The sequence below is a fragment of the Amycolatopsis bartoniae genome, from assembly GCF_014191255.1.
Taxonomy (GTDB): Bacteria; Actinomycetota; Actinomycetes; order Mycobacteriales; family Pseudonocardiaceae; genus Amycolatopsis_E; species Amycolatopsis_E bartoniae.
In genome coordinates this window covers 1-25,554 of the sequence record NZ_JACHWH010000007.1, presented here as the reverse complement: position 1 = coordinate 25,554, position 25,554 = coordinate 1, and the positions used below count along the sequence as shown (strand labels likewise).

Genomic DNA, 25,554 nt, shown 5'->3' with positions numbered 1-25,554 from the left:
ATGGGTTCGACGATCACCGAGAAGATCCTGGCCCGCGCCGGCGGGCTCGACCGCGTGACGCCGGGGCAGAACGCGCCCTTCCGGCCCGACTACATGATCGCCTACGACTACCCCGGCTACACCGACGTGATGTTCCGGCAGATGGCCGAGGACTTCGGCATCGATACCGTCAAGGAGCCGGAGCGCTACGTCCTGTTCATCGACCACATGACCACCCGGAACGACGAGCGTGAGCAGCGGATGCACGACGTCACCCGGGAATGGGGCCGCCGCAACGGGGTCGCGGTGCACGAGGGCCTGGGCATCGGGCACCAGGTGTCCGCCGAGCTGGGCTACGCGATGCCCGGCCGGTTCCTCGTCCACTTCGACGGGCACGTCAGCGGGCTCGGCGCGTTCGGCGCGCTCGGCTGGGGCGTGCGCAAGGACCTGCTCGAAGCGTGGGTGACCGGCGCGGTGTACCTCGACGTGCCCGCCAGCACGCGCTTCCACCTCGAAGGCCGCTTCGCCGAGGGTGTCGACAACCGCGACCTGATCCACCACCTCATCGCGCGGTACGGCGCGGACGCCTGCGCGCACCAGGTCATGGAGTACACCGGGCCGGGCGCCGAGGCGATGACGATCGACCGCAGGCAGGGCCTGTGCGCGATGGCGATGTTCACCGGCGCGGTGTCGGCGATCTTCAACCCCGACGAGAAGTCGCTGGCGTACGTGGAAAAGGTCGCGCGGAGCGAGTACGAACCGGTCTGCAGCGACCCGGACGCCACGTACGCCGCGAGCCACACGGTCGACCTGGGCGCGCTGTCCCCGCAGGTCGTGCTGCCCGGCTCGGCGAAGTCGGCCAACACGCGGCCGGTCGAGGACCTCGTCGGCACCGAGATCCAGCACGCCTACATCGGCTCGTGCGCGAGCGGGCGCATCGAGGAGATCCGCGCGGCCGCGGAACTGCTCAAGGGCAAGAAGGTCGCGCCGGGTGTGCGGTTCAACGTCGTGCCGACGTCGCAGCGGATCTACGCGCAGGCGAAGGAGGAGGGGCTGCTCGACGTGCTGGCCGAGGCCGGGGCGCGCGTCGCGGGCGCGTCGTGCGACTTCTGCGTCGGCTACGCGTCTCCCTTGGCGCCGGGCGACAAGTGCGTGTCCACGGGCGTGCTGAACATCTCGGGCCGGATGGGCAGCACGGCGGCCGAGATCTACCTGGGAAGCGCTTACACGGTGGCCGCTTCGGCGCTGGCCGGGCACATCGTCGACCCGAGGGAGGTGCTGGCGTGAAGGACGTGTTCCGCGGCCGGGCCGCGTGGGTCTTCGGCGACGACTTCGACGTGGACCTGATCATCGGCGTCGAGAACATCAAGTACTACGACCCGGACAAGCTGCGCTCGGTGTGCATGAAAGCGTTCGACGAGTCCTTTGTGGACGAAGTGCGGCCGGGTGATCTCGTGGTGGGTGGCCGGAACTTCGGCTACGGCCACCCGCACTACCCGGCGATGATCTCCCTGCGCAACCTGGGCGTCGTCGCCGTCGTGGCCGAGTCGTACGCGCCGGGGTTCTGGCGCGGCGAGCTGTACCAGGGGATGCCGCTGGTCACCGTGCCCGGCATCGGGTCCGCCGTCGAGCGCTGGGACGAGCTGGAGGTCGACTGGAAGGCCGCGACCGTCCACAACGCGCGCACCGGCGAGACCCTCGTCGGCACGCCGCCGAGCGCGCACGCGATCGAGGTGATCGAGGCCGGGGGCGGGCTGAACCTGCTGCGCGCCCAGTACGGCGGGGGTCGTGCGCCGGCCGCCGCGGGGGTACGGTCCACCCGGTGAGCGACGCGGAACGACCTTGGCTCGGGCTCTACCGCGACGGGCAGCCGCACGCGTTCGAGCCCGAGTACGACAACCTGCTGGAGATGTTCGCGGCGTCCGTGGCCCGGGCCCCGGACCAGGACGCGATCCGGTACTTCGACGGCCGGATCTCCGTGGCACGGCTGGACACCGCGTCGGACGCGCTGGCCGTCGCGCTGCGGGCGCACGGGTTCGCGCCCGGCGACCGGCTGGTGTTGTTCTCTCAGAACGACCCGGCGTTCGTCGTCGGCATGCTGGCGGCGTGGAAGGCCGGCGGGATCGCGGTGTCGGCGAACCCGATGTACAAGGACCGCGAGCTGGGCCACCTGCTGCGGGACTCCGGCGCGTCGGCGGTGCTGTGCCTCGACGAGCTGTATCCGGTCGTGTCGCGGGTGGCGGCGGACGGGGTCACGGTGATCACGTTCTCCGGGCTGGACTGGCAGACCCGCAACGACGCGCGGGTCTTCCCGTCGCCGCACCGGCTTCGCGTGCCGGAGGCGCTGGACCTGCTGGAGCTGCTGGCCGAGTACGACGGCCGGCGGCCGCCGCCGGTTTCGGCCGCGCCCGGCGACCCGGCGTTCCTCGTCTACACCTCCGGTACGACGGGTGACCCGAAGGGCGCGGTGCTGACGCACCGGAACTTCGTGTTCAACGCGCGCAGCTACCGCGAGTGGATGCAGCTGGGGCCCGCGGACACGATCCTCGGGCTGGCGCCGCTGTTCCACATCACCGGGCTGGTCGGGCACGGCGTGCTGGCGCTGCTGCTGCCCGCGCCGCTCGTGCTGGCACACCGGTTCGAGCCGTCGGTGATGGTCGACGCGGTGCGCGAGCACCGGCCGGTGTTCACCGTCGGCGCGATCACGGCGTACGCGGCGATGGCCGGGGTGCCGGGTGCGGGGCCGGAGGACTTCCGGTCCCTGACGAAGATCTGGTCCGGCGGGGCGCCGATCGCGCCCGCGGTGGGGGAGCAGCTGGGCGAGAAGCTCGGCGGTTACATCCACAACGCCTACGGGCTCACGGAGACCTCGTCGATCACGCACCTCGTGCCGCCGGGCCGCCGCGCGCCGGTCGACCCGGCGTCGGGTGCGCTGTCGATCGGGGTGCCGATCGCGTCGGTGCACTCGCGCATCGTCGACGAGGACGGCGTGGAGCTGCCGCCCGGCGAGGTCGGCGAGGTGCTGATCTCGGGGCCGCAGGTCGCGGCGGGCTACTGGCGGCGCCCGGACGCGAGCGAGGCGGCGTTCCCCGGCGGCGAGCTGCACACGGGCGATGTCGGGTTCAGGGACGCCGAGGGCTGGTTCTACCTCGTGGACCGCAAGAAGGACATGATCATCGCGTCCGGGTACAAGGTGTGGCCGCGCGAGGTGGAGGACGTGCTGTACAGCCACCCGGCGGTCCGCGAGGCGGCGGTGGTCGGGGTGCCGGACGCCTACCGCGGCGAGACGGTGCACGCGTTCGTCTCGTTGCAGCCGGGGGCGGTCGTGACCGCCGACGAGCTCATCGCGTTCTGCCGCGACCGCATGGCGGCGTACAAGTACCCGCGCGCGGTGTTCTTCGTGGACGAGCTCCCGAAGACCGCGAGCGGGAAGATCCTCCGCCGGGAGCTGCGCAAGGGATGACCACGGCACGACGAAGGCCCCCGGCGGGATTTCCCGCCGGGGGCCTCGTTTTCGGGTCTACTGCGGCAGGCGTGTGTTCGCCGTTTCGCGGAGGCCAACCAGGCTGATCAGGCCGACCACCGCGACGCCGATCACCCAGAACGCCGGGGACTCGTGGTCACCCGTCTTCGCCACCAGCAGCGTCGCCACGTACGGGGCCGTGCCGCCGGCCAGGATGGTGCCCAGGTTGAAGCCCAGCGCCACCCCGGTGTACCGGATCCGGCCCGGGAACAGCTCCGTGAACAGCGGGAACGCCGGCACCTGCAGGAACCCGTTGAGCACCATGTAGACCAGGTACACGAGCCCGATGACGAACAGGTTCCCCGCCCCGCCCATCACCGCGAGCACCGGGTACGCGACGACCAGGTAGCCGACGAGCCCGGTCACCAGCACCTTCCGCCGCCCCCACCGGTCCGACAGCAGCCCGGTCAGCGGCATCGTCAGGCACGCCAGCGCGATCACGGCCGCCGACAGCCAGTACACCTGGTTCGCCGGGAAGTGCAGGGTCTTGATCAGGTACACGCTGACGTACGTCAGTCCGATGTAGCCGGTGCCGTTCGTCGCCACGGCGAGGCCGATCACGCGCAGCACCGACAGCGGGCGCGTGCGCAGCACCTCCAGCAGCGGCGGCCGCTTCGCCTGCCCGCCCTCGGCGACCTGCCGCGTGAACTCCGGCGTGTCCTCCAGCCGCGCGCGGGCCAGCAGGCACAGCACGGCGAGCGGCAGGCACAGCAGGAACGGCAGCCGCCACGCCCACGAGCTCATCGACGCCGAGGTCGCGGCGCTCGACACGATGCCGACGACCATCGCCGCCACCGCGAAGCCGAACGTCGAGCCGAACGGCGTGAACGAACCGAAGAAACCCCGCCGCCGCGGTGGCGTCGACTCGGCGATGTACGTGGCCGCGCCGCCGATCTCACCGCCCGCGCAGAACCCGCCCGCGAGCCGCAGCACGACGAGCAGCAACGGCGCGAGCACCCCGGCGGAGGCGAACGTCGGCAGCGCGCCGAGCAGCCCGGAGCAGACACCCATGCCCAGCACGGTCGCCACGAGCGGCACCCGCCTGCCGGAGCGGTCGCCGAGCCAGCCGAAGAAGATGCCGCCCAGCGGGCGCACGAGGTAGCCCGACGCGAACACCGCGAGCGCGGAGAGCATCGACGCGGTGCTGTTGGCGTTCGGGAAGAACAGCGGGGCGATCGTGACGGTGAGGAAGCCGTACACGCTGAAGTCGTAGTACTCGATGAGAGTCCCGACGCCGCCCGCGAGCGCGGCGCGGCGGGTGAGTCTGGGGGAGAACGCGGGCGCGGCGGCGCCGGCGGACAGGCTGGTGGTCTCCATTGAGCACCTTTCCGGATTACGAACCCTGTTCCGAAAAACAGTAGAAGGTGGGTTGTCCCCGGTCAAGAACGCGGCAGGTGTCGAATCTGAAAACGAAGCGTGTACCGTATGGTGAAAGAGTTACGGGGGACGAGGAGCGCCATGACTGCCACCGCGGGCGGGGACGACGCGAAGAACCTGGTGAACTCCGTGCGCCGGGCCGGGCAGCTGCTCGAAGCGTTCGACCAGGGGCATCCGGCGCTCGGGCTCACCGAGCTGGCGGACGCGACGGGGCTCAACAAGACGACGACGCACCGGCTGCTCGCCACGCTCGTGCGGATGGGCTGGCTGACCAAGACCGTCGAGGGCGAGTACAAGATCGGGATGAAGCTGTTCAGCCTCGGCTCGATCGCGCTCGCCGGGTTCAGCCTCCGCGACGAGGCGCGCCCGCTGCTGCTGGAGCTGGCCGAGCAGTTCGGCGACACCGCGTACCTGATGATCCCGGGCGACGGCGGGGCCGTGGTGATCGACCTGTTCGAGGGCTCGGGCCCGTTGACGGTCAAGCACATCAGCGTGGGCACGGTGCTGCCGTACCACGCGGCGGCGGGGCCGATGACGATACTGGCGTACCTGCCCGAGGTGCGGGAGCGCTGGCTGTCCGGGCCGTTGGAGCGCTTCACGGACCAGACCGTCGTGAATCCGGGCGTGCTGGCCGGGCAGCTGGACAAGATCCGCGCCGAGGGCTACACGATCAGCGACGAGGACTACCTGGTGGGCGTCGGCGCGGTGGCGGCGCCGGTCTTCGGCCGCGGCGGAGTCCTCCAGGCGACGATCAGCCTGGGCGGCCCGGTGGTGAACTTCCGGGGCAGCCACCTGCTCGGCGTGATCACGGGCGTCCGCGAGGCGGCGGCCACGCTGTCGTCGCGCTTGGGCCACGCCGTGGACCTCGGCGAAGTGAGCTGACCGGCGGAATGCTGTTCCGCGGGGAGGTTCCGCGGCCACGCGACGAAACCGAGGCCGCCGGGCCGCAGGACGGGCTGCGCCCCCTGGTGGGCGGACACGCCGAACCGGGCCGGGAGCGGGGTGACCGGTCGCCGGTGCGGCTGGACGGCCGGGCGGCCGGCTACGCGGTGCGCACGCAGGCCGGGATCAAGCCCGTCTACGTGTCGCCCGGCCACCGGGTGAGCGTGGAGACGGCCGTGGAGCTCGTCCTCCGCCTCACCCCGCGCTACCGGCTGCCGGAGCCCGTCCGGGCCGCCGACCACGAGTCCACAGTGGCCCGGAAGGACTGAGTCACCCAACCGTCCTCAATGGACTCAGTGCCACCCCTGCAACCCGGCGCCGTAGGGGTAGAGCGGGTTTCCGTAGGTGGTGGGCACCGGCTGCCCGGCGGCGATGCGGGCCCTGATGTCGGCCCGTTCCGCGTCGGTGGCGCCGAGATCGTACGGCAGGTCCCAGTGTTCGACCGCGTCCGCGGGGACGTCCGTGCCGCCCGGCACGAGGACCTGGTCCAGGCTGCGCGGCAGCTGCCAGGGCAGCCGTCCGCGAGGCGCGTAGTCACCGAACAGCAGGCCGGCGGCGGCCGGTCCCATGCCCTCGCCGCCCCGGTACGTCACGACGAGTGCGTCGGCGAGGCCGTTCCAGTCCGTGATCACGTACGGCCGCGGCAGCACCAGCAGCACCACGACGGGAATGCCCTGGTTGCGGTAGTTCTGGATGAGCGCCACCTGGTCGGCGGGCAGGGACGGCTGCTCCTTCACCCAGTTCGTGGCGTGCGTGTAGGACGCCTCGCCGACCGCCACCACGGCCAGTTTCGGCGGCGTGGGTGACGAGTCCTGGTAGACGTTCACCCCGGCCGTCGCGGCCCGGGCCCTGATCGCGTCCAGGAAGTCGAGCGAGCCGTACTGCGAGTGGAAGTAGCTGGTCCACAGGCAGCACGACGCGCCGTCCGCCGCCCGCGCGCCGGTCACCACGATGTTGTCGCCCGCGTTGAGCTTGACCGGCAGCACGCCGTCGTTCTTCAGCAGCGTCATCGATTCCTGCGCGGCCTGCTGCACCAGCGCCGCGGACGCCGGCTGGTGGAAGCGGTACGGCGCGTTGGCCGGGTCGCCGTAGGGGGTCTCGAACACGCCGAGCTTGAACTTCACCGTCAGGATCTGGCGCACCGAGTCGTCGATCCGGCTCGACGGCACGCTCGCGATGAAGCTGTCGAGGGAGAAGTCCGCGGCACCGGGGTCGGCGCCGCCCATGACGTCGGCGCCGGCGTTCGCCGCGCTCACCCACGCGCCGGACGGCAGCCAGTCGGTGGTGATCAGGCCGGGGTAGCCCATGGTCTGCCGCAGGTAATCGATGATCGGCGCGCTGTTGCCCGCGCCCGCCCCGCTGGGGTCGAGGTACGAGCTGCCCGCGTAGCCGGTCATGATGCTGCCCGCGTTCGCCTCCAGCGCCGCCGTCCACGGGATCATCGTGTACTTGATCGTGGTCGCGTCGAAGGTGATGCCCGCTTCGCCGCCGACGCCCTCGCCCGGCCAGTGCTTGACGGTCGCCAGCACCGACGACGGGTTCAGCTCCGGCCCGCCCTGCAGGCCCGCCACCAGCGCCCGCACCTGGGCGGCCGCGACCTGCGCGTTCTCGCCGTTGCCCTCCTGGATGCGCGGGTAGAGCACCTTGGTGCCCACCTCGGCGAGCGGCCCGAGGACGCCGCGCGCCCCGGCGGCGACCTCCTCCCGCCGCTGCAGGTCGCCGAGCTGGTAGTCCAGTGCGTAGTCCTGGCCCGCGGCGAGTGCGCTCTGCGCCGGGTACGTCGTCTCGTACCCCATGATCGTGTCGCCCGCCGCGACCGGCGGAATGCCGAGCCGCGTGCCCGCGGAGGCGACCAGCCAGCCGTTGAGGTCCTGCGGCTGCGCCGGGCCGAAGATCCAGCCGGACTGCGGATAGGTCTGGTTGTTGTAGAACATCTGGTACGCCTTCTCCTGCGGGGTCATCCGCGAGAGCAGGTCGTTCACCCGCGTGGCCACCGGCTGGTGCCAGTCCTCGTACGGCTCGATCGCACCGTCCTTGTTCAGATCGCGCATGCCGTTGACGACCGGCACGCCGTCCCCGGCCGCGGTCACCGCCGGATGGTAGAGGCTGAACGTCGCGATGTCCGACGTCTTCGTGGCGCCCGCCGCATCGACCGACACGACGAACCACCGGTAGGTCCAGCGGTCGGGCAGGTCCCACGTCGGCGTGTAGGCGGTGCCGGTGGGTTCGGCCACCTTGGTGTAGAAGTCGAGCAGGTTGCCCGACGCGGTGAAGTCGTAGTCGGTGCGGCTGATGTTGAGCCACACCTGGTAGTGCGCGGTGCCGGGCACCGCCGCCCAGGTCATTGCCGGGCGCCGGGTGTCGGTGACCATTGCGCCGCCGGCGGGCGAGGTGAGCGCGAACTGTCCCGTGGTGGCCGGGGGTTTCGTGGGCGCGGACAGGATCGTCGGGGCCGCGGCCGACGTGTCGACCGTGCCGTGCACCTCGAACTCCCACAGCGAGTAGCCGTAGCCGGTGGCCCTCGTCGTGCCGTTCATCCGGATGAACCGTCCGCTACCGGAGAGGCTCAGCGTCTCCACGCCGCCTTTGCCGCTGGTGGTGGAGAAAACGGTGGTCCACGTCCGGCCGTCGGGGGAGACGTCGATGGTGTAGGCCGACGCGTAAGCGCTTTCCCAGTTCAGCACCACGCAGTTGACCGTGGCCGTGCCGCCGAGGTCTGTCGCGATCCACTGTGGATCGCTGGCCTGGCTTTCCCAGCGCGTCGTGGTCCGGCCGTCCAGTGCCGCGGCCGGAGCGTTGCCGGCCACGAACGAAGACGCCTGCACCGGCGCGAACGACGAGATCACCGGGGCCGAGCACCCGCCGGCGCTGGTGGTGTAGACCTGCAGCGACCAGAGCGAGTAGCCGTAACCGGTGGCCCGCGCCGTCCCGTACATCCGCACGTACCGGCCGGTGCCGCTGACGTCCAGCGTCTGCGTTCCGCCGGTGCCCGTCGTCGTGGAGTAGACCGGGGTCCACGTCGCGCCGTCGGTGGAGACCTGGAGCTGGAACGCGGTGGCGTAGGCCGCCTCCCACATCAGCGAGGCCCGGCAGAGGGTCTGGACCGCGCCGAGATCGACCTGGAGCCACTGGGGGTCGCTCGCCGCGCTGGACCAGCGGGTGCCGGTGTCGCCGTCGAAGGCCGCGCTCGCCGGGGTGCCCGCGTTCTCCGCCGACGACGCGGTGGCGGGCCTGTTCAGCGCGGCGTCGGTGGTGCCGCAGGACGCGGAGCCCGAGCCGGTGGTGCCGTAGACCTGGAACTCCCAGAGGCTGTAGCCGTACCCGGTGTTGCGCGCGGTGCCCGTCAGGCGCACGTACCGCCCGGTTCCGTTCACCGTCAGGCTTTCGGTGCCACCCGCTCCGGTGGTCGTCGAGTACACGGTGGTCCAGGTGGCGGCGTCGGTGGAAACCTGGAGCTGGTAGGACTTCGCGGACGCGGTCTCCCACTGGAGCACGACCTGGCCGATCGACGCCGGGGCGCCGAGGTCCACCTGGATCCACTGCGGGTCGGCCCAGGCGCTTTCCCACCGGGTGCCGGTGTCGCCGTCCACCGCTGCGGCCGCGGCGTTCCCCGCCTGGGCCGAGGAGGCGGTGGCCGTCTTCCCTTGCGACAGCAGGGTCGCGGCCGCCGCCGGTTCCGCCACGACGAGCGCGTAGGCGCCCAGGCCAATCGCGGCGAGGAGCGCGACGAGGGCGCGCCGGACGCGGACGAGGTGGAACCAGTGGGCCGTCATACCGTCTCCCGCGGTGGGTGCGGGGCCGGAGCGGTGGTACGGACCAACCCCTGGCTGAGGCGTGCTGGAAAGGTGCGGAAAGCGCTTTCTGTAGCGGCAGTAGTGTCGCGTGCGCCGCGACTTCCGTCAAGGGTGCCGGTGCGCGATCGACCCTACTTGTCCACTGTGGACACGCGGCCGCGGGCCACGCGTTGCCGGGAGCTGGACGTGGTCCGGTCCACCTTCGTGTGCCCGAGGGCCTCCGCGAGACCGAACTTCGGCATGTTCGCGTAGATGGTCTCGAACGAGCCCGGGGTGACGAGGTACGTCTCGTGCCACACGCCGACCGCGCCGGACGCGCTCGCCTTGCGGTAGTACCGCCGCCAGGCGGGTGCGTGCGGGGCGCCGTCGTCCGCGGCGAACGCGACCAGGTCGTCGAGGCTGCGCCAGTACCCGACCTGCATGGTGGTGCGGCCCAGCCAGTTGCGCGCCCGGATCAGCCCCGCCTCGGGATGCTGGGCGAGGTGGCGCAGCATCCGCCCCATCGCCAGGAAAACCCACAGGTACTGGTCGATCCGCCACCACTTGTTGACGCGCATGCCGATCAGGAACAGCACGACCACCGCCTCGCCGGGCTGCGCCGACCGGTCCGGCCTCGCGGTCCAGCGGCCGGGGAAGATCTCGCTCACGACTACCTCCATAACGCTGTTATCGATGAGGTTATGAAACACCGTTACGGGTGGTTCGTCAAGCGGGGCAGCACAGATGCCGACGTTCGGCGCATTGCCGGTGCACCGCGCCCGCTGCCACGCTGGGAGGTCGCCCGAGCCGGAACGGAGGCGCCCGGAATGAACCCACTCGTCCTGGACCCGAACGGCCGAGACATCCACGGCGAAGCGGCCCGGCTGCGTGAGCGCGGGCCCGTCGCCAGGGTGGAGCTGCCCGGCGGCGTCCTCGCCTGGTCGGTGACCGGCGACGAAGTGCTGCGGAGCCTGCTGAACGACCCACGGGTGTCGAAGGACGCCCGGCGGCACTGGCCGGAGTTCCCGCACATCGGCGAGGACTGGCCGCTGCACCTGTGGGTGTCGGTGCGGAACATGTTCACCGCCTACGGCCCGGACCACAAGCGGCTGCGATCCCTTGTGGCGCAAGCGTTCACGGCCCGCCGGATCGCCACGTTGCGGCCGCAGGTCGACGAGATCGTGCGTGGCCTGCTGGACGCGCTCGCCGCCCGGCCCTCGGGCGAACCGGTCGACCTGCGGGAGAACTTCGCCTACCCGCTGCCCATCGAGGTGATCTGCCGCCTGTTCGGGCTGCCGGACGAGGCGCGCGCCGGGCTGCGGCACGCGGTGGAGGTGGTGTTCCGGACGTCGGCGAGCGCGGAGGCGGCGCTGGCGGCGCAGCGCGACATGTACGCGATCCTCACCGAGCTCCTCGCCGCGAAGCGCGCGAAGCCCGGCGACGACCTGACCACCGCGCTCATCGCCGCGCACGGCGAGGACGACGGCGCCCGCCTGGACGAGACGGAGCTGATCGACACGCTGATCCTGTTCGTCTCGGCGGGTCACGAGACTACGGTGAACCTGCTCGACCAGGCCATCGCCGCACTGCTCACCCACCCCGGCCAGCTCGCGCTGATCCGCGACGGCCGCGCCCGGTGGACGGACGCGATCGAGGAGACGCTGCGCTGGCAGGCCCCCGTCGCGCACCTGCCACTGCGGTACGCGATCGAGGACATCGACGTCCAGGGCGTGGTCATTCGCAAGGGCGAGGCCATCCTCGCCGGTTACGCGGGCGCGAGCCGCGATCCCGCGCTGCACGGCGAGAACGCCGACGAGTTCGACGTCACCCGCGCGGACAAGTCCCACGTCGCCTTCGGCTACGGCGTGCACTACTGCCTGGGCGCGCCGCTGGCCCGCCTGGAGGCGGCGATCGCGCTGCCGGCACTGTTCGACCGGTTCCCCGCGATGACGCTCGCCGTGCCCGCCGGGGAGCTGGCGCACCTGGACTCGTTCATCTCCAACGGACACCGCGAACTGCCGGTGCTGCTGAACGGCCGGTAGCGACGCGTCCCGGCACCACGGCCACCCCAGGCACCACAGGACAGGCGGGGTGGATCGCGAAGACACCGAACGCCGCGGTCGCCGAGCCCAAGGCTTCACGGCGCGACGGCGCCGCGGTGGTGGTGCGTGGTGGGCCCGCCGGTCGAGCGCGGGGCTTGCGGTCGGGTCACGACGTGGCCGCGGGGGTAACGGCGCCAGGGGCGGGCGCGAGTTCACTGGTATGCCCGTTTCGCTCCGGCTCGTTCCGCTGGCCGCCGTGGCTGCACTCGCCGTTGCGTGCACGACCGGCGGGACACCGGTGCCCGCCGCGCCGCCCGCCGTGACCACCTCGGTCGCTCCCGCCCCGGTCACGGAGACGGTCACCGTCGCCCCGCCGCCGCCCAGCACCCCGGCGCCGCGGCGGACGACCGCGAAGGCCAAGCCCGCGCCGTCCCACAGTCGCGCTGCGTGTCTGCGGGATGAGAACCAGTGCTACGAACCCGGCACGAACGTCAAGTGCTCCACCGGCGGCTGCGTGAACGCGGCGCGTGGGCTCACCGACCGCGACGTTCGCGCCCGAACTCAGCAGTGGCTCCGCGAGCATCCCGGCTGGTGCGCCGCCGGGGAGACAGGTGCCGTCGCGCCCTGCTGAAATCGCCTACCCCAGATACCGCTGGAAGTCCGCGAACAGCTCGTCCACCGTGGGCTCCGTCGTGATCAGATGTTGTTGCGCCGCATAGCGGACCGCGATCCGTACGGCCTCCGCCACCGCCGGGACGCCGTACCTGAGGCGCTCGTCCCCGCGTGCGTCGATGCCCGCCGCCAGGGCGTCGTACAGCTCGCGCACCGCCTCCGGGTCCGAGCGCAGCACCTCGGTGCGCACCGTCAGCAGGTGGTTGATCGGCACCGTCCCGTGCCGCGCGAACCACTGGCGCTGCGCGTTCTCCCAGTCCGGCAGCAGCGGCTCCAGTGGCGCACCCTCGGGCACCGCCCTCGGGCCCATCACCACCGCCGCCACCTCGCCCGCCTCCAGCGCCGCCACCAGCGGGCCCGGCACGCGCGTCACGTTCGCCGGCTCCGCATATCCCGCCACCTGCGGCCCCTCCGTCGTGACCCACGTGATCCCGTCGAGGTCGACCCCGTAGTCCGACGCCAGGAAACCCCGCACCCACAAGCCGGTCGTCTGCGTGTACGCCCGCACCCCCACGCGCCGGCCCGCCAGCTCCGCGAGGCCCGGACCGCCCGCCCGGCGCCAGATCGAGCGGTGGTGGAAGTTCCCGTGCAGAACCAGTGGCAGCAGGCTGACCCCCACCCCCGCCTCATGGGCCTGCAGGCACGTCGCCAGCGCCAGCTCCGCGAAGTCGAACCGCAGCGAGCGCACCATCGGCGCGAACGCCCGGTGGATCGGCTCGACGTCCGCGAACTCGAACCGCCCGCCCGCCTTCACCGCAGCCGTGTGCGGGTAGTCGCCGATCGCCGCCGTGTAGGCCCGCATCCGGGCACCTCCTTCGGGTCCACCGCAAGCTAACACCCAGGATTGTCGAACAACAAGAACGCGGTACCACTCTCAGTCAGTTCACGGCTAAGAAGTTCTTGCTGATCGGCGGCAGCGGGTGTTAGCGTCGCGGCACGCTTTGTCAAACAATCCGACACTCGGTCAAGGGAGACTGGGATGACGACGAGTGAGCTCGGCTCGGACGCCCTGCGGTTCGACAGCGTCACGCTGGACTTCCCGGGCAGCCCGCGGCCCGCCATCGAGGACGTCTCGCTCCGCGTGGGCAGGCGCAAGTTCGTCGCGGTGATCGGGCCCAGCGGCTGCGGCAAGAGCACCATCCTCAACCTCGCCGCGGGCCTGCTCTTCCCGACGCGCGGCGAGGTCCACTTCGACGGCGCGCCGGTCACCGGGGTCAACTCCGCGGCGGCCTACGTGACCCAGCAGGCGAACCTGCTGCCCTGGCTCAGCGTCCGGGCGAACATCGGGCTGGCCCTGAAGTTCCGCGGCACTTCGAAGGGCGAGCGCGACGAGCGGATCGACCACTGGATCGAGGTCGTGGGCCTCAGGGGGTTCGAGGACCACTACCCGCGCGAGCTGTCCGGCGGCATGCAGAAACGCGTGTCCATCGCCCGCGCCCTGATCTACGACCCCTCGATCGTGCTGATGGACGAGCCGTTCGGCCCGCTGGACGCCATCACCCGCCTCAAACTCCAGCAGGACCTGCTCAACCTGTGGGAGGAGCAGAACGGCACGCTGGTCTTCGTCACCCACGACCTGAACGAGGCGATCTACCTCGCCGACGAGGTCGTGGTGATGTCCAAGGGCCCCGGCACGGTGCGGCGCGTGCTGCCGGTGCCGTTCTCCCGGCCCCGCGACATCGGCACACTCATCGAGTCCCCCGAGTTCGCGGAGCTCTACAACGATCTCTGGAGCCTGTTCAAGGCCGAACTCGACCTGTCCGACGCCGCCTGAAGCCACGAGCGAGGTTCCCTGCTTTGATCACGATCACGGAAGAGATCGCCGTTCCCGCGCCCCCGGGGCGGGTCTGGGAGGTCATCTCCGATCCCGCGGAAGTCGTCTCCTGCATCAGCGGGGCCGAGCTGGGACAGTCCCATGAGGACGGTTCCTTCGACGGCACGCTGGTGGTCAAGTTCGGTGCGGTGCGGGTGAAGTTCGGCGCCCGGGTGTCGCTGGAGCTCGACGTGCCGGGGCGGGAAGGCCGCCTCTCGGCACGGGGCAAGGACGGGCAGGGCGCCACGCGGTTCAACGCGCACGCCACGTTCGGTGTCGCCGAAGCCCCCGAAGGGTCGCGGGTGAGCGTGCGGGGCGAGGTCAAGCTCTCGGGCAAGCTCGCTTCGGTGATCGAGGCGGGTGCCGGTGCGGTGGTCTCCCGCATGACCAAGGAGTTCTCCGCGGAGCTGGTGCGCAGGTGCGGCGGGGAGCCCGAACCGCCGCCGGTGCGGCGTTCCCTCTGGGCACGCGTGCGCGACTGGTGGAGCCGGAAAGTCCACAAGCGACAGAGCGAAGGAGTCCGCCGTGGCCAGGCTGAATAGCGTCATCGCGGCGCTGGAGTCGGGGCAGCACGCCTTCGCGGCGTTCGCCGCCCCGGAACCGGCCGCCGCGCTCGACTTCGCGAACACCGACTACGACGGCCTGGTGTTCGAGGCCGAGCACAAGGCGTGGGACGCCACGACGTTGCGGGACACCCTGCAGTACCTGCTCGACCGGCGGCGGATCTTCGAGGCCGGCACGCTGGCCCCCTCGCCGACGCCGCTGGTGCGCGTTCCGGTCAACGGCGCGGAGTTCGGGCAGTGGCACGCGAAGCAGGCGCTCGACCTCGGCGCGTACGGGATCGTCTGGCCGCACATCACCACCGTCGAGGAGGCGCGCAACGCCGTCGCCGCCTGCCGTTACCCCCGGCTGCCCGGCGAGGACCGCTACGAACCGGCCGGGGTGCGCGGCGACGCGCCGACGGCCGCGGCGCGTTACTGGGGCATCTCGAACCAGGAGTACTACGCCAAGGCCGACGTCTGGCCGCTCGACCCGGACGGCGAAATCCTCGTGGTGCTGATGATCGAGGACCAGCGCGGGATCGAGAACCTGCCGTCGATCCTGGAACAGGTGCCCGGCATCGGCCTGGTGCTGATCGGCGAGGGCGACCTGAGCCAGGAGCTGGGCGTGCCGCGGCAGCTGGAGCACCCGAGCATGGTCGAGGCCCGGCGCCGGATCGTGGGGATCTGCTCCGACCACGGCGTCGTGGTCGGCCATCCGCACGTCACCGCGGGCAACATCGAGCGGGTGCTCGACGAGGGCTACCGCTTCCTGATGTCGGCGCCCGTGCGCAGCTATCCCGGCCTGGAGCTGGGCCGCAAGCTCACCGGCCGGTCCTGAACCCTCGGAGAAAGCGCTTTCATGATCATCGACTGCCACGGTCACTTCACGACCGCACCGCCCGCGCTCGGCAAGTGGCGCGAGCGCCAGATCAAGGCGTGGGAAGCCTCGCGCTTCCGCGTGCTGCCCAACGAGCTGTTCATTTCGGACGAAGAGATCATCGCCGCCATCGAGGGCGGGCAGCTGAAGCTGCAACGGGAACGCGGCACCGACGTCACGCTGTTCTCGCCGGGCGCGGGTAAGATGGCGCACCACTACGGCGACGCACGGACCAGCCTGCACTGGTCCCAGGTGGCGAACGACCTGATCGCCCGCGTGTGCGGCCTTTTCCCGGACAACTTCGTCGGCGTGTGCCAGCTGCCGCAGTCACCCGGCGACGCGCTCGAATCCTCCGTCCACGCCTCGGCCGCCGAGCTGGAACGGTGCGTCACCGAGCTCGGGTTCGTCGGCTGCCTGCTCAACCCGGACCCGTCCGACGGCTACTGGCAGGCGCCGCCGCTGACCGACCGGATCTACTATCCGCTCTACGAGAAGCTGGTGGAGCTGGACGTGCCGGCGATGGTGCACGTTGCGATGTCGCGCAACGCGGCCGTCCAGGGCACGTGCGCGCACTACCTCAACGGCGACACCGCGGTGTTCATGCAGCTGTGCCAGTCGGACCTGTTCACCGACTTCCCGGCACTGCGGCTGATCCTGCCACACGGCGGCGGCGCGGTGCCCTACCACTGGGGCCGCTACCGCGGGGTGATGCTCGACCAGGGCCGCCCGCCGCTCGAAGAAGCGTTGCTGCACAACGTTTTCTTCGACACCTGCGTCTACCACAAGCGCGGCCTGGAGCTGCTCACGGACATCGTGCCCGCGGAGAACATCCTGTTCGCCTCGGAGATGATCGGCGCCGTCCGCAGCGTGGACCCGGAGACCGGGCGCCGCTTCGATGACGTCAAGTCCATTCTGGACTCCATCGAGATCGGCCCCCAGGACCGGCAGGCGATCTACGGCGGCAACGCGCTGCGGGTCTTCCCGCGCCTGGAACGCGTGCTGCACAACAGGAAGCAAGAGGAGGTCGTGCGGTGAAGGTGTACGAAGCGCTCGCCAGGGCGTTCGCCGCCGAGGGCACCACGGACGTGTTCGGCATGATGGGCGACGCCAACATGCACTGGATGAACGCGCTGGCCACCCGCGGCGTGCGGCTGTACGAGGTGCGCCACGAGGGCGCGGGACTGAGCATGGCGCACGGGTTCGCCCGCGCCGCCGGGCGACCGGGCGTCGTCACCACCACCAGCGGGCCGGGCACCGCGCAGCTGGCCACGTCGATGCTCGTGGCGAGCCGGGCACGCGTCCCGCTGGTCGCGTTTTGCGGCGAGACCGCGCTGGGCGACACGAGCGCGGTGCAGTACCTCGACCAGCGGCGGTTCGCCGCCGCGATCGAGGCCGAGTTCGTCCAGGTGACCAAGGCGGAGTCGGCCGAGGAGGTCGTGCAGCGGGCGTTCTACCGCGCCCGCACCGAGTCCCGCCCGGTGCTGCTCAGCGCGCCCTTCGACGTGCAGCTGCAGGAGTTCGAGGACGTCGACGACTACGTCCCCTCCACGAGCCTCCTCCGCACGCCGAAGCTGCTGCCGCACCCCGAGCGCGTCGAGCAGGCGTGCGAGATCCTCGCCTCGGCCAAGCGGCCGGTGATCGTCGCCGGGCGCGGCGCCCGTCGCGCCGGGGCGGGGGAACAGATCCTCGCGCTGCAGCGGCGCACCGGTGCCGTGCTCGCGACCACGTTGCAGGCGAAGAACTGGCTGTACGGCGAGACCGAGTACCACGTCGGGATCGCGGGCCTGTTCGGCAGCAAGGTCGCGATGGAGATCCTGCAGGAGGCCGACTGCGTGGTGGCGGTGGGCGCGAGCCTCAACCACTACACCATCGAGAGCGGCTACCTGTTCCCTGAGGCGCGGTACGTCCAGATCGACACCGCGCCGCACCTGGTGATGGGCAACGGCCGGGTCGCCGACTGCTACCTGCAGGCCGACGCGGTCACCGGGCTCACCGCGCTGACCGGCGCGCTGGAGAGCCGCGGGGTGGAGCTGGAAGGCTTCCACACGCCCGACGTGCACCGGAGGCTGACCGCCCCGTTGGTCGACCCGGCCGACTACCGCAGCGGGAACGGGCTGCTCGACCCGCGTGAGGCGATCGCGGTCATCGACGCCGAGCTGCCCGGGGAGATCGGGCTCGTGCTCGGCAGCGGGCACCAGACCGACTTCGGCACGCAGCTGTTCCAGCGCTCCCGCGAGATCACTTCGAACTACGGCATGTTCGGCGCCATCGGCCAGGCCCCGCTGCTGACCATCGGCACCGCGGTCGCCACCGGCAGGCCGACGTTCGTCGTCGAGGGCGACGCGAGCTTCCTCATGCACCTGCCGGAGTTCGAGACCGCCTGCCGCTACGACCTGCCGGTGCTCGTGGTCGTGCTGAACGACGAGGGCCTCGGTGCGGAGTACCACAAGTCCGTGGCCAAGGGCCTCGACCCGGAACTCGCCGTGATCCCGACCCCGGAGCTGGGGACGGTGGCGCGGGCGCTCGGCGGTGGCGGCGCGACGGTCCGCACGACGGACGAGCTGCGCGCCGCGCTGGCCGAGTACGTCCGCGCCCCGCGGCCGACGGTGATCGACGTGCGGATCACGCGGGACGTACTGAGCGTGCCGTACCGCCGCATCCAGTACGGCGAGGACGTGTGACATGGGACTGCGCAAACGCGGCAGCCCGCCGACCAAGCGCCCGGCGCTGTGGACCCCGGAGCTGCTGAGGAAGATCGAATGGCGGGTGCAGTCGGCGGCCGTCCCGTTCCGCGGGCTGGTCACGGAAGACGGGCCCCGGCCGGGCCTGTTCCCGCTGACCAGGACCGGCGTGGACGTCACCGGCCTGCGACGCGCGGCGGAGGACTACCTCGCGGCGCTCACGCCGGAGGAGCTGACCGACGGCCGGTTCGCGATGCACGACGTGTCGTGGCGGCACTGGGGCAACGGCGCCCGCTACTTCCTGCGGCACGGGCTGTGCCTGGAGGACCTCGACGAGCGCAAGCGCGAGCTGGCGCTGGAGATCCTGCGCCGCAGCCTCAGCGACGCCGGGTACCAGCAGGTGCTCGACCTGATGCGGCTCAACCTGACCATCGGCGAGCTGCGCGGCGAGACCGGCGAGCTCAACGAGTGGGTGTACTGGTTCAGCATCTACGGCGAACCCGAAAAGGGCCGGCCGTGGGGCTGGCAGCTCGACGGGCACCACGTCAACGTCAACTGCGTGCTCGTGGGCGACCAGCTGGTGCTCACGCCGTCGTTCCTCGGCGCCGAACCGGTGGTCGCCGAGGGCGGGAAGTTCGCCGGGACACAGGCTTTCCGGCGTGAGGAGGCGCTGGGGCAGCAGCTGTTCGCCAGCTTCGACGCCGGCCAGCGGGAGCGGGCGACGATCGCCGACGTGCTGCCGGAGGACCTGTTCGTCGGCGCCTTCCGCGACAACTTCGAGCTGAACTACGAGGGCCTGCCGTTCGCCGACCTCACCGAGGAGCAGCACGCGACGGCGATGCGGCTGGTCGAGCTGTACACCGGGCGGGCGAACAAGGGCCACGCCGAGGTGCGCCGGGAGGAGGTCCTCGCCCACGCCGACGAGACGCACTTCGCGTGGGTGGGTGACCCCGACGGCGTCTTCTACTACCGCGTGCACAGCCCGGTGATCCTCATCGAGTTCGAGCACCAGGCGGGCGTCATGTACGACAACGACACGCCCACCCGCCGCCACATCCACACCATCGTGCGCACGCCGAATGGCGGTGACTACGGCGCGGACCTCTTGCGCCAGCACCACGAACGCCACCACGGACAACGAAGGAGCTCCTGATGAAGATCGTGCTGGGCCGCGACGACCTCGCGGCGGTGGCGCTCACCGCCGCGCTCGACGCCGGGGCCACGCCGGAACGGGTCGAGGTCAAGCCGGTGAACAAGGCGTCGCGCCCGTTCCTGAACGACGGGTCCTTCGACGTGTGCGAGATCCCCGTGGTGACGCTGTTGCAGGCCGTCGCGTACGACAAGCCGGTGGCGCTGCTGCCGGTCACTGTGCTCGGCCGGTTCCAGCACCAGACGCTGGTGACGCTGGGCGGCCTCGGCGTCGGCGACGTGCCGGGCCACAGCGTCGGCGTGCGGTCGTGGAGCCAGACCACCGGCGTGTGGCTGCGCGGGTTCCTCACCGAGCAGTACGGGATCGCACTGTCCGATGTGGAGTGGCGCACCTACGAGGACGGGCACGTCGACGAGCACGCCGACCCGTCGTGGGTCAAGCGCGCACCGGAAGGGGCCAAGCTGCCGAAGGACTTCCTCGACGGCAAGGTCGACTTCGGCATCATGGGCAACGAGCTGCCCGCCGACGACCGGATCCGCACGGCCATCCCGGACGCGCTCGACGTCGCGGAGGACTGGGCCCTGCGCAAGGGTTTCGCGCCCATCAACCACGTCGTCGGCGTGAGCCTGAGTGCCGCGGGAAGCGACCCGAAGACGGTGCTCGCGGTCTACGACGCGCTCGCCGAGGCCGCCGCGGCCACCGGTCCCGTGCCGCCACCGGTCGAGCTGAACCCGGTGGGTTTCGCCGCTCTGCGCGGGCCGGTCAGCGAGGCCGCGCGCTACGCGTACGAGCAGGGGGTGCTGCCGCGGCCGGTCGAGTTCGACGAACTGGTCGAGCGCACCTGCGGCGCGCTCGGTGTCCCGTCGTCGCGCCTCGGCGCCTGAAACCGGAGAAAGGCACAACGCATGAGCAAGCTTTCGGTGGTCCTGGGGGACTACCCGCACGGGCAGGCACTGCTGGCCGGTGACGTCGGAGTGGACGGTTACGACGTCGAGCCCATCGAGGTCAAGCCCGTCATCGGCGCGTACCGGCGGATGATCCGCGACCGGGAGTTCGACGTGTGCGAGCTCGCCCCGACCTCGTACCTGATGGCGGTGCAGGCCGGGGTGCCGCTCACCGCGATCCCGGTGTTCCTCAACCGCCGGTTCCACCACGGCGACGTCCGCTGTGGAGTGCACTCCGGCATCCGCGTTCCCGCCGACCTCAAGGGCAAACGGGTGGGCGTGCGTGCGTACACCGTCACCACCGGGGTGTGGGTGCGCGGCATCCTCCACGACGAGTACCACGTGGACGTCGACGGCGTGACGTGGGTCGTCGACGACGAGGACCACGTCGAAGGGCGCGCACCGGTGAACGTCGAGCGCGTCACCGACGGCCGGTCGCTCGGCGAGCTGCTGCGGGCAGGTGAGCTCGACGCGGCCTTCACCGGCAACGCCGGCACCGGGCGCGCGGGCGCGCCACGAGCGGGCTGGGCCGCGGCGTCCGAGCAGCCGGCCGGGGAGGACGGGCCGTACCCGCTGTTCCCGGACGCCGAGGTGCTTGCCGTCGACTGGTACCTGCGCACCGGGATCTACCCGCTGCACTCGGTCATCGCGCTGCGCCGCGAGCTCGTCGACCAGGATCCCGGGCTGCCGACAGCGCTGTACGCCGCGTTCGCCGAGAGCAAGCGCCGCCAGGTCGAGGCGGATCCGGAGTGGACCGCGCTGGCGCGCCTGGGCAAGCAGGCCCGGCAGATCGGCGGCGACCCGGTCCCGTACGGGCTGAAGGCCAACGACGCGAGCCTGCGCGCGCTGGTGAAGTACTCGCGGGACCAGGGGCTGCTGGACGCGGACTTCGCGGCGGAACCGGCGGACCTGTTCGCCGGCGGCGAGTACCCGGACGCCTGAAAGGAAGACCACCCGTGGACATCGTCGACACCCACTGCCACGTCATCTCCGCCGACGAGGAACGCTATCCCCGCGCGCCGATCGGCGGGAAGCAGTCCGGCTGGGCCACCACCCGCCCGGTCAGCGCCGAGGGCATGCTCGCCGCCATGGACGAGGCCGGCATCGGCCGGTCCGTGCTGGTGCAGGCCACCACCGCCTACGGCTACGACAACTCCTACGTCCTCGACAGCCAGTCCCGGCATCCGGACCGGTTCCTCGCCGTCGGCACCTTCGACCCGCTGCCGTCCGACGCCGCCGCCAAGCTCGCCGAGGCGATCGACGGCGGCCTCTCCGGCGTCCGGCTGTTCACCAGCGGCAGCACCGTTCCCACGCAGGGCGAGTGGTTCGCCGCGCCGGAGACGTATCCGTTCTGGGAGAAGGCAGGCGAACTCGGGGTGACCGTGTGCCTGCAGATGCGGCTCGGCCCGGCCACCGCGCAGCTGGTCGAGCTGCTGCACCGGTTCCCCGGCGTCCGGGTGCTGCTCGACCACCTGGGTTACCCCGATATCGAGGCGTCGCCCGCCGACGCGGGGGAGGAGGTCGCGAAGCTGGCCGAGCACCAGGGCCTGCACCTGAAGCTGACGCACCGCAACCTCGAACGCCTGCGGGACGCGGGCAAGGAGGCCGTGGCGTTCCTCGACCCGGTGCTCACGGCGTTCGGCGCGGAGCGCATCGCGTGGGGCTCCAACCTGCCCGCCGCGGAGCAGTCCCTGCCCGAGCTCGTCGCGCTTGCCCAGGAGGTGCTCGCCGACGTGCCGGAGGCCGAACGACAGCAGATCTTCGCTGGTACGGCGCGCAAGTTGTACCCCGGCCTCGCGGGATAACGTCTGCCTACTCCTATCCGGACCGACGAGCGTGGGGCACACGTGGACGACAACGACAAGGGCACGGCCACCCGGCAGGGCCAGGTGTACGACGAGCTGCGCACGCTGCTGCTCTCCGGCGGCTTCGAGCCGAACACCCGGCTGACCGAGGCCGATCTCACCGGCAGGTTCGCCGTCTCGCGCGGCACGATCCGGTCGGTGCTGGTCCGCCTGGCGCAGGAGGGCTACGTCACCGCCGAGGTCAACCGCGGGGTGCGCACGAGGTCCTTCACGGTCGAGGAGGCCGCGGACATCCTCGAAGCACGCGAGGTCCTGGAGTCCGCGCTGGCGGGCAAGGCGGCCGAGCGGGCGACCGAGGAGGAGATCGCCGAGCTGCGCGGCACGCTCGAAGACATGGAGCAGGCGCAGCTCAGCGGTGACCAGGCGGCGTACTCGAAGGGGAACCGGCGGTTCCACCAGCAGGTGAAGGAGGCGGCGCACGCGACGACGCTGGCGCGAGCCTACGACACGCTGCTGTACCCGCTGGTGATGCGGCAGTACCGCAACCTCTCGGCGCAGCACCCGCGGGCCGGTTCGCTGCAGGAGCACCAGGCGATCTTCCTCGCGATCGTCACCCGCAACCCCGACGCGGCGGTCGCCGCGATGCGCCATCACGTCGGCTCGGCCCGGCGGGCGCTGCTGCTCGACCGGCGGCAGGACCACTGACGGAGGGAGTAACCCATGCGCGGCCCGGCAACGTCGACGGTCCTGAGTGGACGGACGAGGACCGCCGGGTCGCGGACACATCGACTTCTGGCAACGGTTCTTCTCCCGACAGAAAGCGTGGTGAAAGCAGTGGTGAAGAGGCAACGACGCCCCCGAACCCGGATCAGGCCGCCCGTTCTCGCGGCGGTGCTCAGCCTGTTCGCGGGCCTGCTCGCGGCGTGCGGTTCCAGCGACGCGGACGGGCTCACGACCATCACCGTGGGCGTGAGCAACAACATCTTCGACACCTCGCTGCGGGTCGCCGACGCCAACGGCTACTTCCGCGCCGCGGGTTTGAAGGTCGAGTTCATCACCGTGACCGCGTCGATCGGCTCGGCCGCGCTGCAGTCGGACTCCGTGCAGTTCCTCAACGACAGCCCGACGAACTTCCTCACCGCGGTGGGCCGCAAGATCCCCGAGCTCGCGGTGGCGATGAACGGCGGTGGCAACCCGCTGGGCCTGGTGGTGAGCGCGAAGTTCGCGAAGGAGCACGGCCTGACCGCGCAGACCCCGCCGGACGTGGTGGCCAAGGCGTTGGCCGGCTCGACCGGCGGCGCCAGCTCCAACACCACGAAGGGCCAGTCGAGCATCTTCCTGAAGGAGTACGGCGCCGACCCGGCGTCGGTGAAGTGGGTGATGCTGCCCAGCCCGGCCGCGGACAAGGCGGCGCTCAACAACGAGCAGATCGACTGGTTCGTCACGTCCGAGCCGATTCCGCTGCAGGTGCAGGACGCCGGCGACGGGGTGGTGGTCGCGGGCCCGGACCGGGTGCCCGTGTGGTCGGTCGCGCGCAGCGGTTACGGCCAGGTCGTGGTGGTGCGCCAGAGCTTCGCGCAGGAGAACGCCGACCTCGTCCGCCGTTTCGTGGGCGCCGTCCAGCAGGCGACGGCCTACACCCGCGGACACGAGGCCGAAACGGTCGCGATCATGAAGAAGGTGCTCTCCGGCGTTCCCGAACCGGTGCTGCTGGCGAGCCTCCGGCTGGTCGACTGGCCCGAGAGCGACGCGATGGACAAGGCGGGCTGGGCCACGACGATGGCCTTCATCAGCAAGGAAGGCGCACTGCCGAAGGGCACGAAGCTCCCCGACAGCAACTGGACCAACCAGTACCTCCCGCAATGACGCAGAGGATCTTGTAGGAGCGGCTTGACGGCCGGTGCGGGTAGCGGTGCAAGTCGACGGCCTCACAGCAAGCCGCCACTGCCACTTACCAAAGACTGGAAGGAAAAGACATGGTGACGACGACCGGCAAGATGACCGGAGGAAGAACGAGGCCCGTGCAGGCGGCGCCACGTCGTGGCAGCGGGTGGAACGGTGCGCAGATCGTCGCGGCGCGGGTCGGGGTGATCGTGCTCGCGCTCGTGGTGTGGCAGCTGGTCAGCGGGCCGCTGATCCCCGAGTACGCGATCAGCAAGCCGACCGAAGTGGTGCAGTCGCTGTGGAAGCTGCTCACCAGCCCGGCCGGGTGGACCGACATCGGGGCCACCACCGTGGAGATCGCCGTGGGCTTCGGCATCGGCGTCGCGATCGGCACCACGCTGGGCCTGGTGCTCGGCTCGTTCCCCGTCGCCGGACGCGTGCTCGAACCGCTGATCGCCGCGGTCAACGGCATTCCCAAGATCGCGCTGGCGCCGCTGTTCCTGCTGTTCTTCGGGATCGGCGCGTGGTCGAAGATCACCATCGCGGCCACCGGCGTGGCGTTCGTGGTGTTCTACAACCTCTACCTCGGCCTGCGGCAACGCCAGCGCGAACTCGTCGAGGTGATCGAGGTGATGGGCGGGCGCAAGCACCACGTGCTCGCGTACGTCACCATCCCGACGCTCGCGTCGCCGTTCTTCGCGGCGCTCAAGGCCGGTGGCCCGCTGGCGATCCTGGGTGTCATCGGCGCCGAGTTCATCGCGTCCTCGCAGGGCGTGGGGCACGAGCTGTTCAGCTACGCCACGGCGCTCGACGCCTCGGGCGAGTTCGCGGCCTTGATCGTGCTCGTCGCGCTGACCCTCGTGCTCAACGGCCTCCTGACCCAGCTGGACAAGTACGCCCTCAAGCGCCTCGGTCTCCTGCCTCGCAAGAAGGCGGCCCAGCCCCGCGCCTAGACCAGGAAAGAGGCCCTTCCATGAACCTCTCCCGCAGACGGCTGCTGGGCGCGGCCGCCGCCGTCCCGCTGCTCGGCGCGATACCCGCGACGGCCGCTCCCCGGAAACCGGACCTGGTGTACATCGGCACCTGGGGCCGCGAGGAGCTGTACGGCGCCCGGTTCGACCCGGGCACCGGAGCGCTGACCTCCGGCGGAGTCGTGGCGGACGTCAGTTCGAGCTGGGCCGTGCGGCATCCCGCCCTGCCCGTCCTCTACGTCGGAAGCGGCGAGGGTGCGGGCGTCGTCTCCAGCTACCGCATCGACCGCACGGGACTCACCCGCACCAGCGAGGTGTCCACCGGCGGCTCGGGCACCGCGGGCGTCATCTCGCACCTCGCCGTGCACCAGAACACGGTGCTGGTGGCCAACTTCGCGGCAGGGCTCGTCGCGACCGTGCCCCTCGGGCGCGACGGGACGCTCGGCTCGCCCACGTCGGTCGTGCGGGACACCGGCTCCGGCCCGAACCCCCGCCAGGCGGGCCCGCATCCGCACCACGTGACCGTCGATCCCAGCGGCCGCTGGGCGCTGGTGGCGGACTTCGGCGCCGATCGCGTCT

Annotated in this window: 24 protein-coding genes; 20 read left to right on the top strand and 4 right to left on the bottom strand. The window is 71.2% G+C overall.

The genetic code is table 11. The annotated features are described in order from the left end of the window. The 3 genes from FHX82_RS27105 to FHX82_RS27095 are packed head-to-tail and all read left to right on the top strand — an operon-like array spanning position 1 to position 3,442. Complete coding sequence (locus FHX82_RS27105; RefSeq protein ID WP_183176866.1) at positions 1 to 1,266, top strand: 3-isopropylmalate dehydratase large subunit; 1,266 nt, start codon at positions 1 to 3, stop codon at positions 1,264 to 1,266. Further along, positions 1,263 to 1,805 (top strand): LeuD/DmdB family oxidoreductase small subunit, encoded by a 543-nt coding sequence (locus FHX82_RS27100; protein WP_145936450.1) that lies wholly within the window; start codon positions 1,263 to 1,265, stop codon positions 1,803 to 1,805. Before FHX82_RS27105 ends, FHX82_RS27100 begins: the two co-directional genes overlap by 4 nt. After that, positions 1,802 to 3,442 (top strand): AMP-binding protein, encoded by a 1,641-nt coding sequence (locus tag FHX82_RS27095; RefSeq protein WP_145936451.1) that lies wholly within the window; start codon positions 1,802 to 1,804, stop codon positions 3,440 to 3,442. The genes FHX82_RS27100 and FHX82_RS27095 overlap by 4 nt, the downstream gene beginning before the upstream one ends. 57 nt (positions 3,443 to 3,499) lie before the next feature. Here the strand turns inward: FHX82_RS27095 and FHX82_RS27090 are convergent, their stop codons facing one another. After that, positions 3,500 to 4,819, bottom strand: a complete 1,320-nt coding sequence (locus FHX82_RS27090; protein WP_145936452.1) for an MFS transporter — start codon at positions 4,817 to 4,819, stop codon at positions 3,500 to 3,502. Between the two features lie 141 nt (positions 4,820 to 4,960). On the opposite strand from FHX82_RS27090, the gene FHX82_RS27085 reads away from it, so the two are divergent. After that, on the top strand, positions 4,961 to 5,761 hold the full coding sequence (locus tag FHX82_RS27085) for an IclR family transcriptional regulator (protein ID WP_145936453.1): 801 nt from the start codon (positions 4,961 to 4,963) through the stop codon (positions 5,759 to 5,761). Between the two features lie 8 nt (positions 5,762 to 5,769). Further along, the gene (locus FHX82_RS27080) at positions 5,770 to 6,090 is read left to right on the top strand and encodes an endonuclease V (protein ID WP_145936454.1); all 321 of its coding nucleotides are present in this window, start codon (positions 5,770 to 5,772) and stop codon (positions 6,088 to 6,090) included. Between the two features lie 24 nt (positions 6,091 to 6,114). On the opposite strand, the gene FHX82_RS37315 is transcribed toward FHX82_RS27080, so the two are convergent. Both FHX82_RS37315 and FHX82_RS27070 read right to left on the bottom strand, forming a co-directional pair. Further along, complete coding sequence (locus tag FHX82_RS37315; protein WP_145936455.1) at positions 6,115 to 9,594, bottom strand: discoidin domain-containing protein; 3,480 nt, start codon at positions 9,592 to 9,594, stop codon at positions 6,115 to 6,117. Between the two features lie 152 nt (positions 9,595 to 9,746). Beyond that, complete coding sequence (locus tag FHX82_RS27070) at positions 9,747 to 10,262, bottom strand: DUF4188 domain-containing protein (protein ID WP_221216618.1); 516 nt, start codon at positions 10,260 to 10,262, stop codon at positions 9,747 to 9,749. A gap of 159 nt (positions 10,263 to 10,421) precedes the next feature. On the opposite strand from FHX82_RS27070, the gene FHX82_RS27065 reads away from it, so the two are divergent. Then, positions 10,422 to 11,636, top strand: a complete 1,215-nt coding sequence (locus FHX82_RS27065; protein WP_145936457.1) for a cytochrome P450 family protein — start codon at positions 10,422 to 10,424, stop codon at positions 11,634 to 11,636. Positions 11,637 to 11,892: 256 nt separating this feature from the next. Next, entirely contained in the window at positions 11,893 to 12,267 is a 375-nt protein-coding gene (locus FHX82_RS27060) for a hypothetical protein (RefSeq protein WP_145936458.1), read from the top strand. A gap of 6 nt (positions 12,268 to 12,273) precedes the next feature. Here FHX82_RS27060 and FHX82_RS27055 read toward each other — a convergent pair whose 3' ends face one another. Further along, complete coding sequence (locus FHX82_RS27055; protein ID WP_145936459.1) at positions 12,274 to 13,110, bottom strand: substrate-binding domain-containing protein; 837 nt, start codon at positions 13,108 to 13,110, stop codon at positions 12,274 to 12,276. Between the two features lie 177 nt (positions 13,111 to 13,287). Between FHX82_RS27055 and FHX82_RS27050 the strand changes: the two genes are divergently transcribed. The 13 genes from FHX82_RS27050 to FHX82_RS26990 all read left to right on the top strand — a co-directional run. Next, on the top strand, positions 13,288 to 14,082 hold the full coding sequence (locus FHX82_RS27050) for an ABC transporter ATP-binding protein (protein WP_145936460.1): 795 nt from the start codon (positions 13,288 to 13,290) through the stop codon (positions 14,080 to 14,082). 23 nt (positions 14,083 to 14,105) lie between these two features. After that, positions 14,106 to 14,663 carry an SRPBCC family protein gene (locus tag FHX82_RS27045; RefSeq protein WP_145936461.1) on the top strand — a complete coding sequence of 186 codons (558 nt, stop codon included), beginning with the start codon at positions 14,106 to 14,108 and terminating at the stop codon, positions 14,661 to 14,663. Continuing rightward, positions 14,647 to 15,501 (top strand): HpcH/HpaI aldolase family protein, encoded by an 855-nt coding sequence (locus FHX82_RS27040; RefSeq protein WP_145936462.1) that lies wholly within the window; start codon positions 14,647 to 14,649, stop codon positions 15,499 to 15,501. The genes FHX82_RS27045 and FHX82_RS27040 overlap by 17 nt, the downstream gene beginning before the upstream one ends. 21 nt (positions 15,502 to 15,522) lie before the next feature. Further along, the gene (locus FHX82_RS27035) at positions 15,523 to 16,575 is read left to right on the top strand and encodes an amidohydrolase family protein (RefSeq protein WP_145936463.1); all 1,053 of its coding nucleotides are present in this window, start codon (positions 15,523 to 15,525) and stop codon (positions 16,573 to 16,575) included. Further along, positions 16,572 to 18,221, top strand: a complete 1,650-nt coding sequence (locus FHX82_RS37860) for a thiamine pyrophosphate-binding protein (RefSeq protein WP_145936464.1) — start codon at positions 16,572 to 16,574, stop codon at positions 18,219 to 18,221. Before FHX82_RS27035 ends, FHX82_RS37860 begins: the two co-directional genes overlap by 4 nt. A gap of 1 nt (position 18,222) precedes the next feature. Next, a complete protein-coding gene (locus FHX82_RS27025; RefSeq protein WP_145936465.1) occupies positions 18,223 to 19,374 on the top strand; it encodes a DUF3500 domain-containing protein in 1,152 nt (383 codons plus the stop codon). Continuing rightward, positions 19,374 to 20,255: a hypothetical protein gene (locus FHX82_RS27020; RefSeq protein ID WP_145936466.1), complete on the top strand. Its 882-nt coding sequence runs from the start codon at positions 19,374 to 19,376 to the stop codon at positions 20,253 to 20,255. Before FHX82_RS27025 ends, FHX82_RS27020 begins: the two co-directional genes overlap by 1 nt. Positions 20,256 to 20,276: 21 nt before the next feature. Continuing rightward, a complete protein-coding gene (locus FHX82_RS27015; RefSeq protein WP_145936467.1) occupies positions 20,277 to 21,257 on the top strand; it encodes a substrate-binding domain-containing protein in 981 nt (326 codons plus the stop codon). A gap of 14 nt (positions 21,258 to 21,271) precedes the next feature. After that, the gene (locus FHX82_RS27010; RefSeq protein WP_145936468.1) at positions 21,272 to 22,120 is read left to right on the top strand and encodes an amidohydrolase family protein; all 849 of its coding nucleotides are present in this window, start codon (positions 21,272 to 21,274) and stop codon (positions 22,118 to 22,120) included. A gap of 42 nt (positions 22,121 to 22,162) precedes the next feature. Then, complete coding sequence (locus FHX82_RS27005) at positions 22,163 to 22,825, top strand: GntR family transcriptional regulator (protein ID WP_145936469.1); 663 nt, start codon at positions 22,163 to 22,165, stop codon at positions 22,823 to 22,825. 186 nt (positions 22,826 to 23,011) lie between these two features. Continuing rightward, positions 23,012 to 23,986 carry an ABC transporter substrate-binding protein gene (locus FHX82_RS27000; protein ID WP_221216617.1) on the top strand — a complete coding sequence of 325 codons (975 nt, stop codon included), beginning with the start codon at positions 23,012 to 23,014 and terminating at the stop codon, positions 23,984 to 23,986. Between the two features lie 110 nt (positions 23,987 to 24,096). Further along, a complete protein-coding gene (locus FHX82_RS26995) occupies positions 24,097 to 24,957 on the top strand; it encodes an ABC transporter permease (protein ID WP_221216616.1) in 861 nt (286 codons plus the stop codon). Positions 24,958 to 24,977: 20 nt separating this feature from the next. Beyond that, the coding region (locus FHX82_RS26990) for a lactonase family protein (RefSeq protein WP_183176865.1) at positions 24,978 to 25,554 on the top strand (577 nt) is incomplete at its 3' end.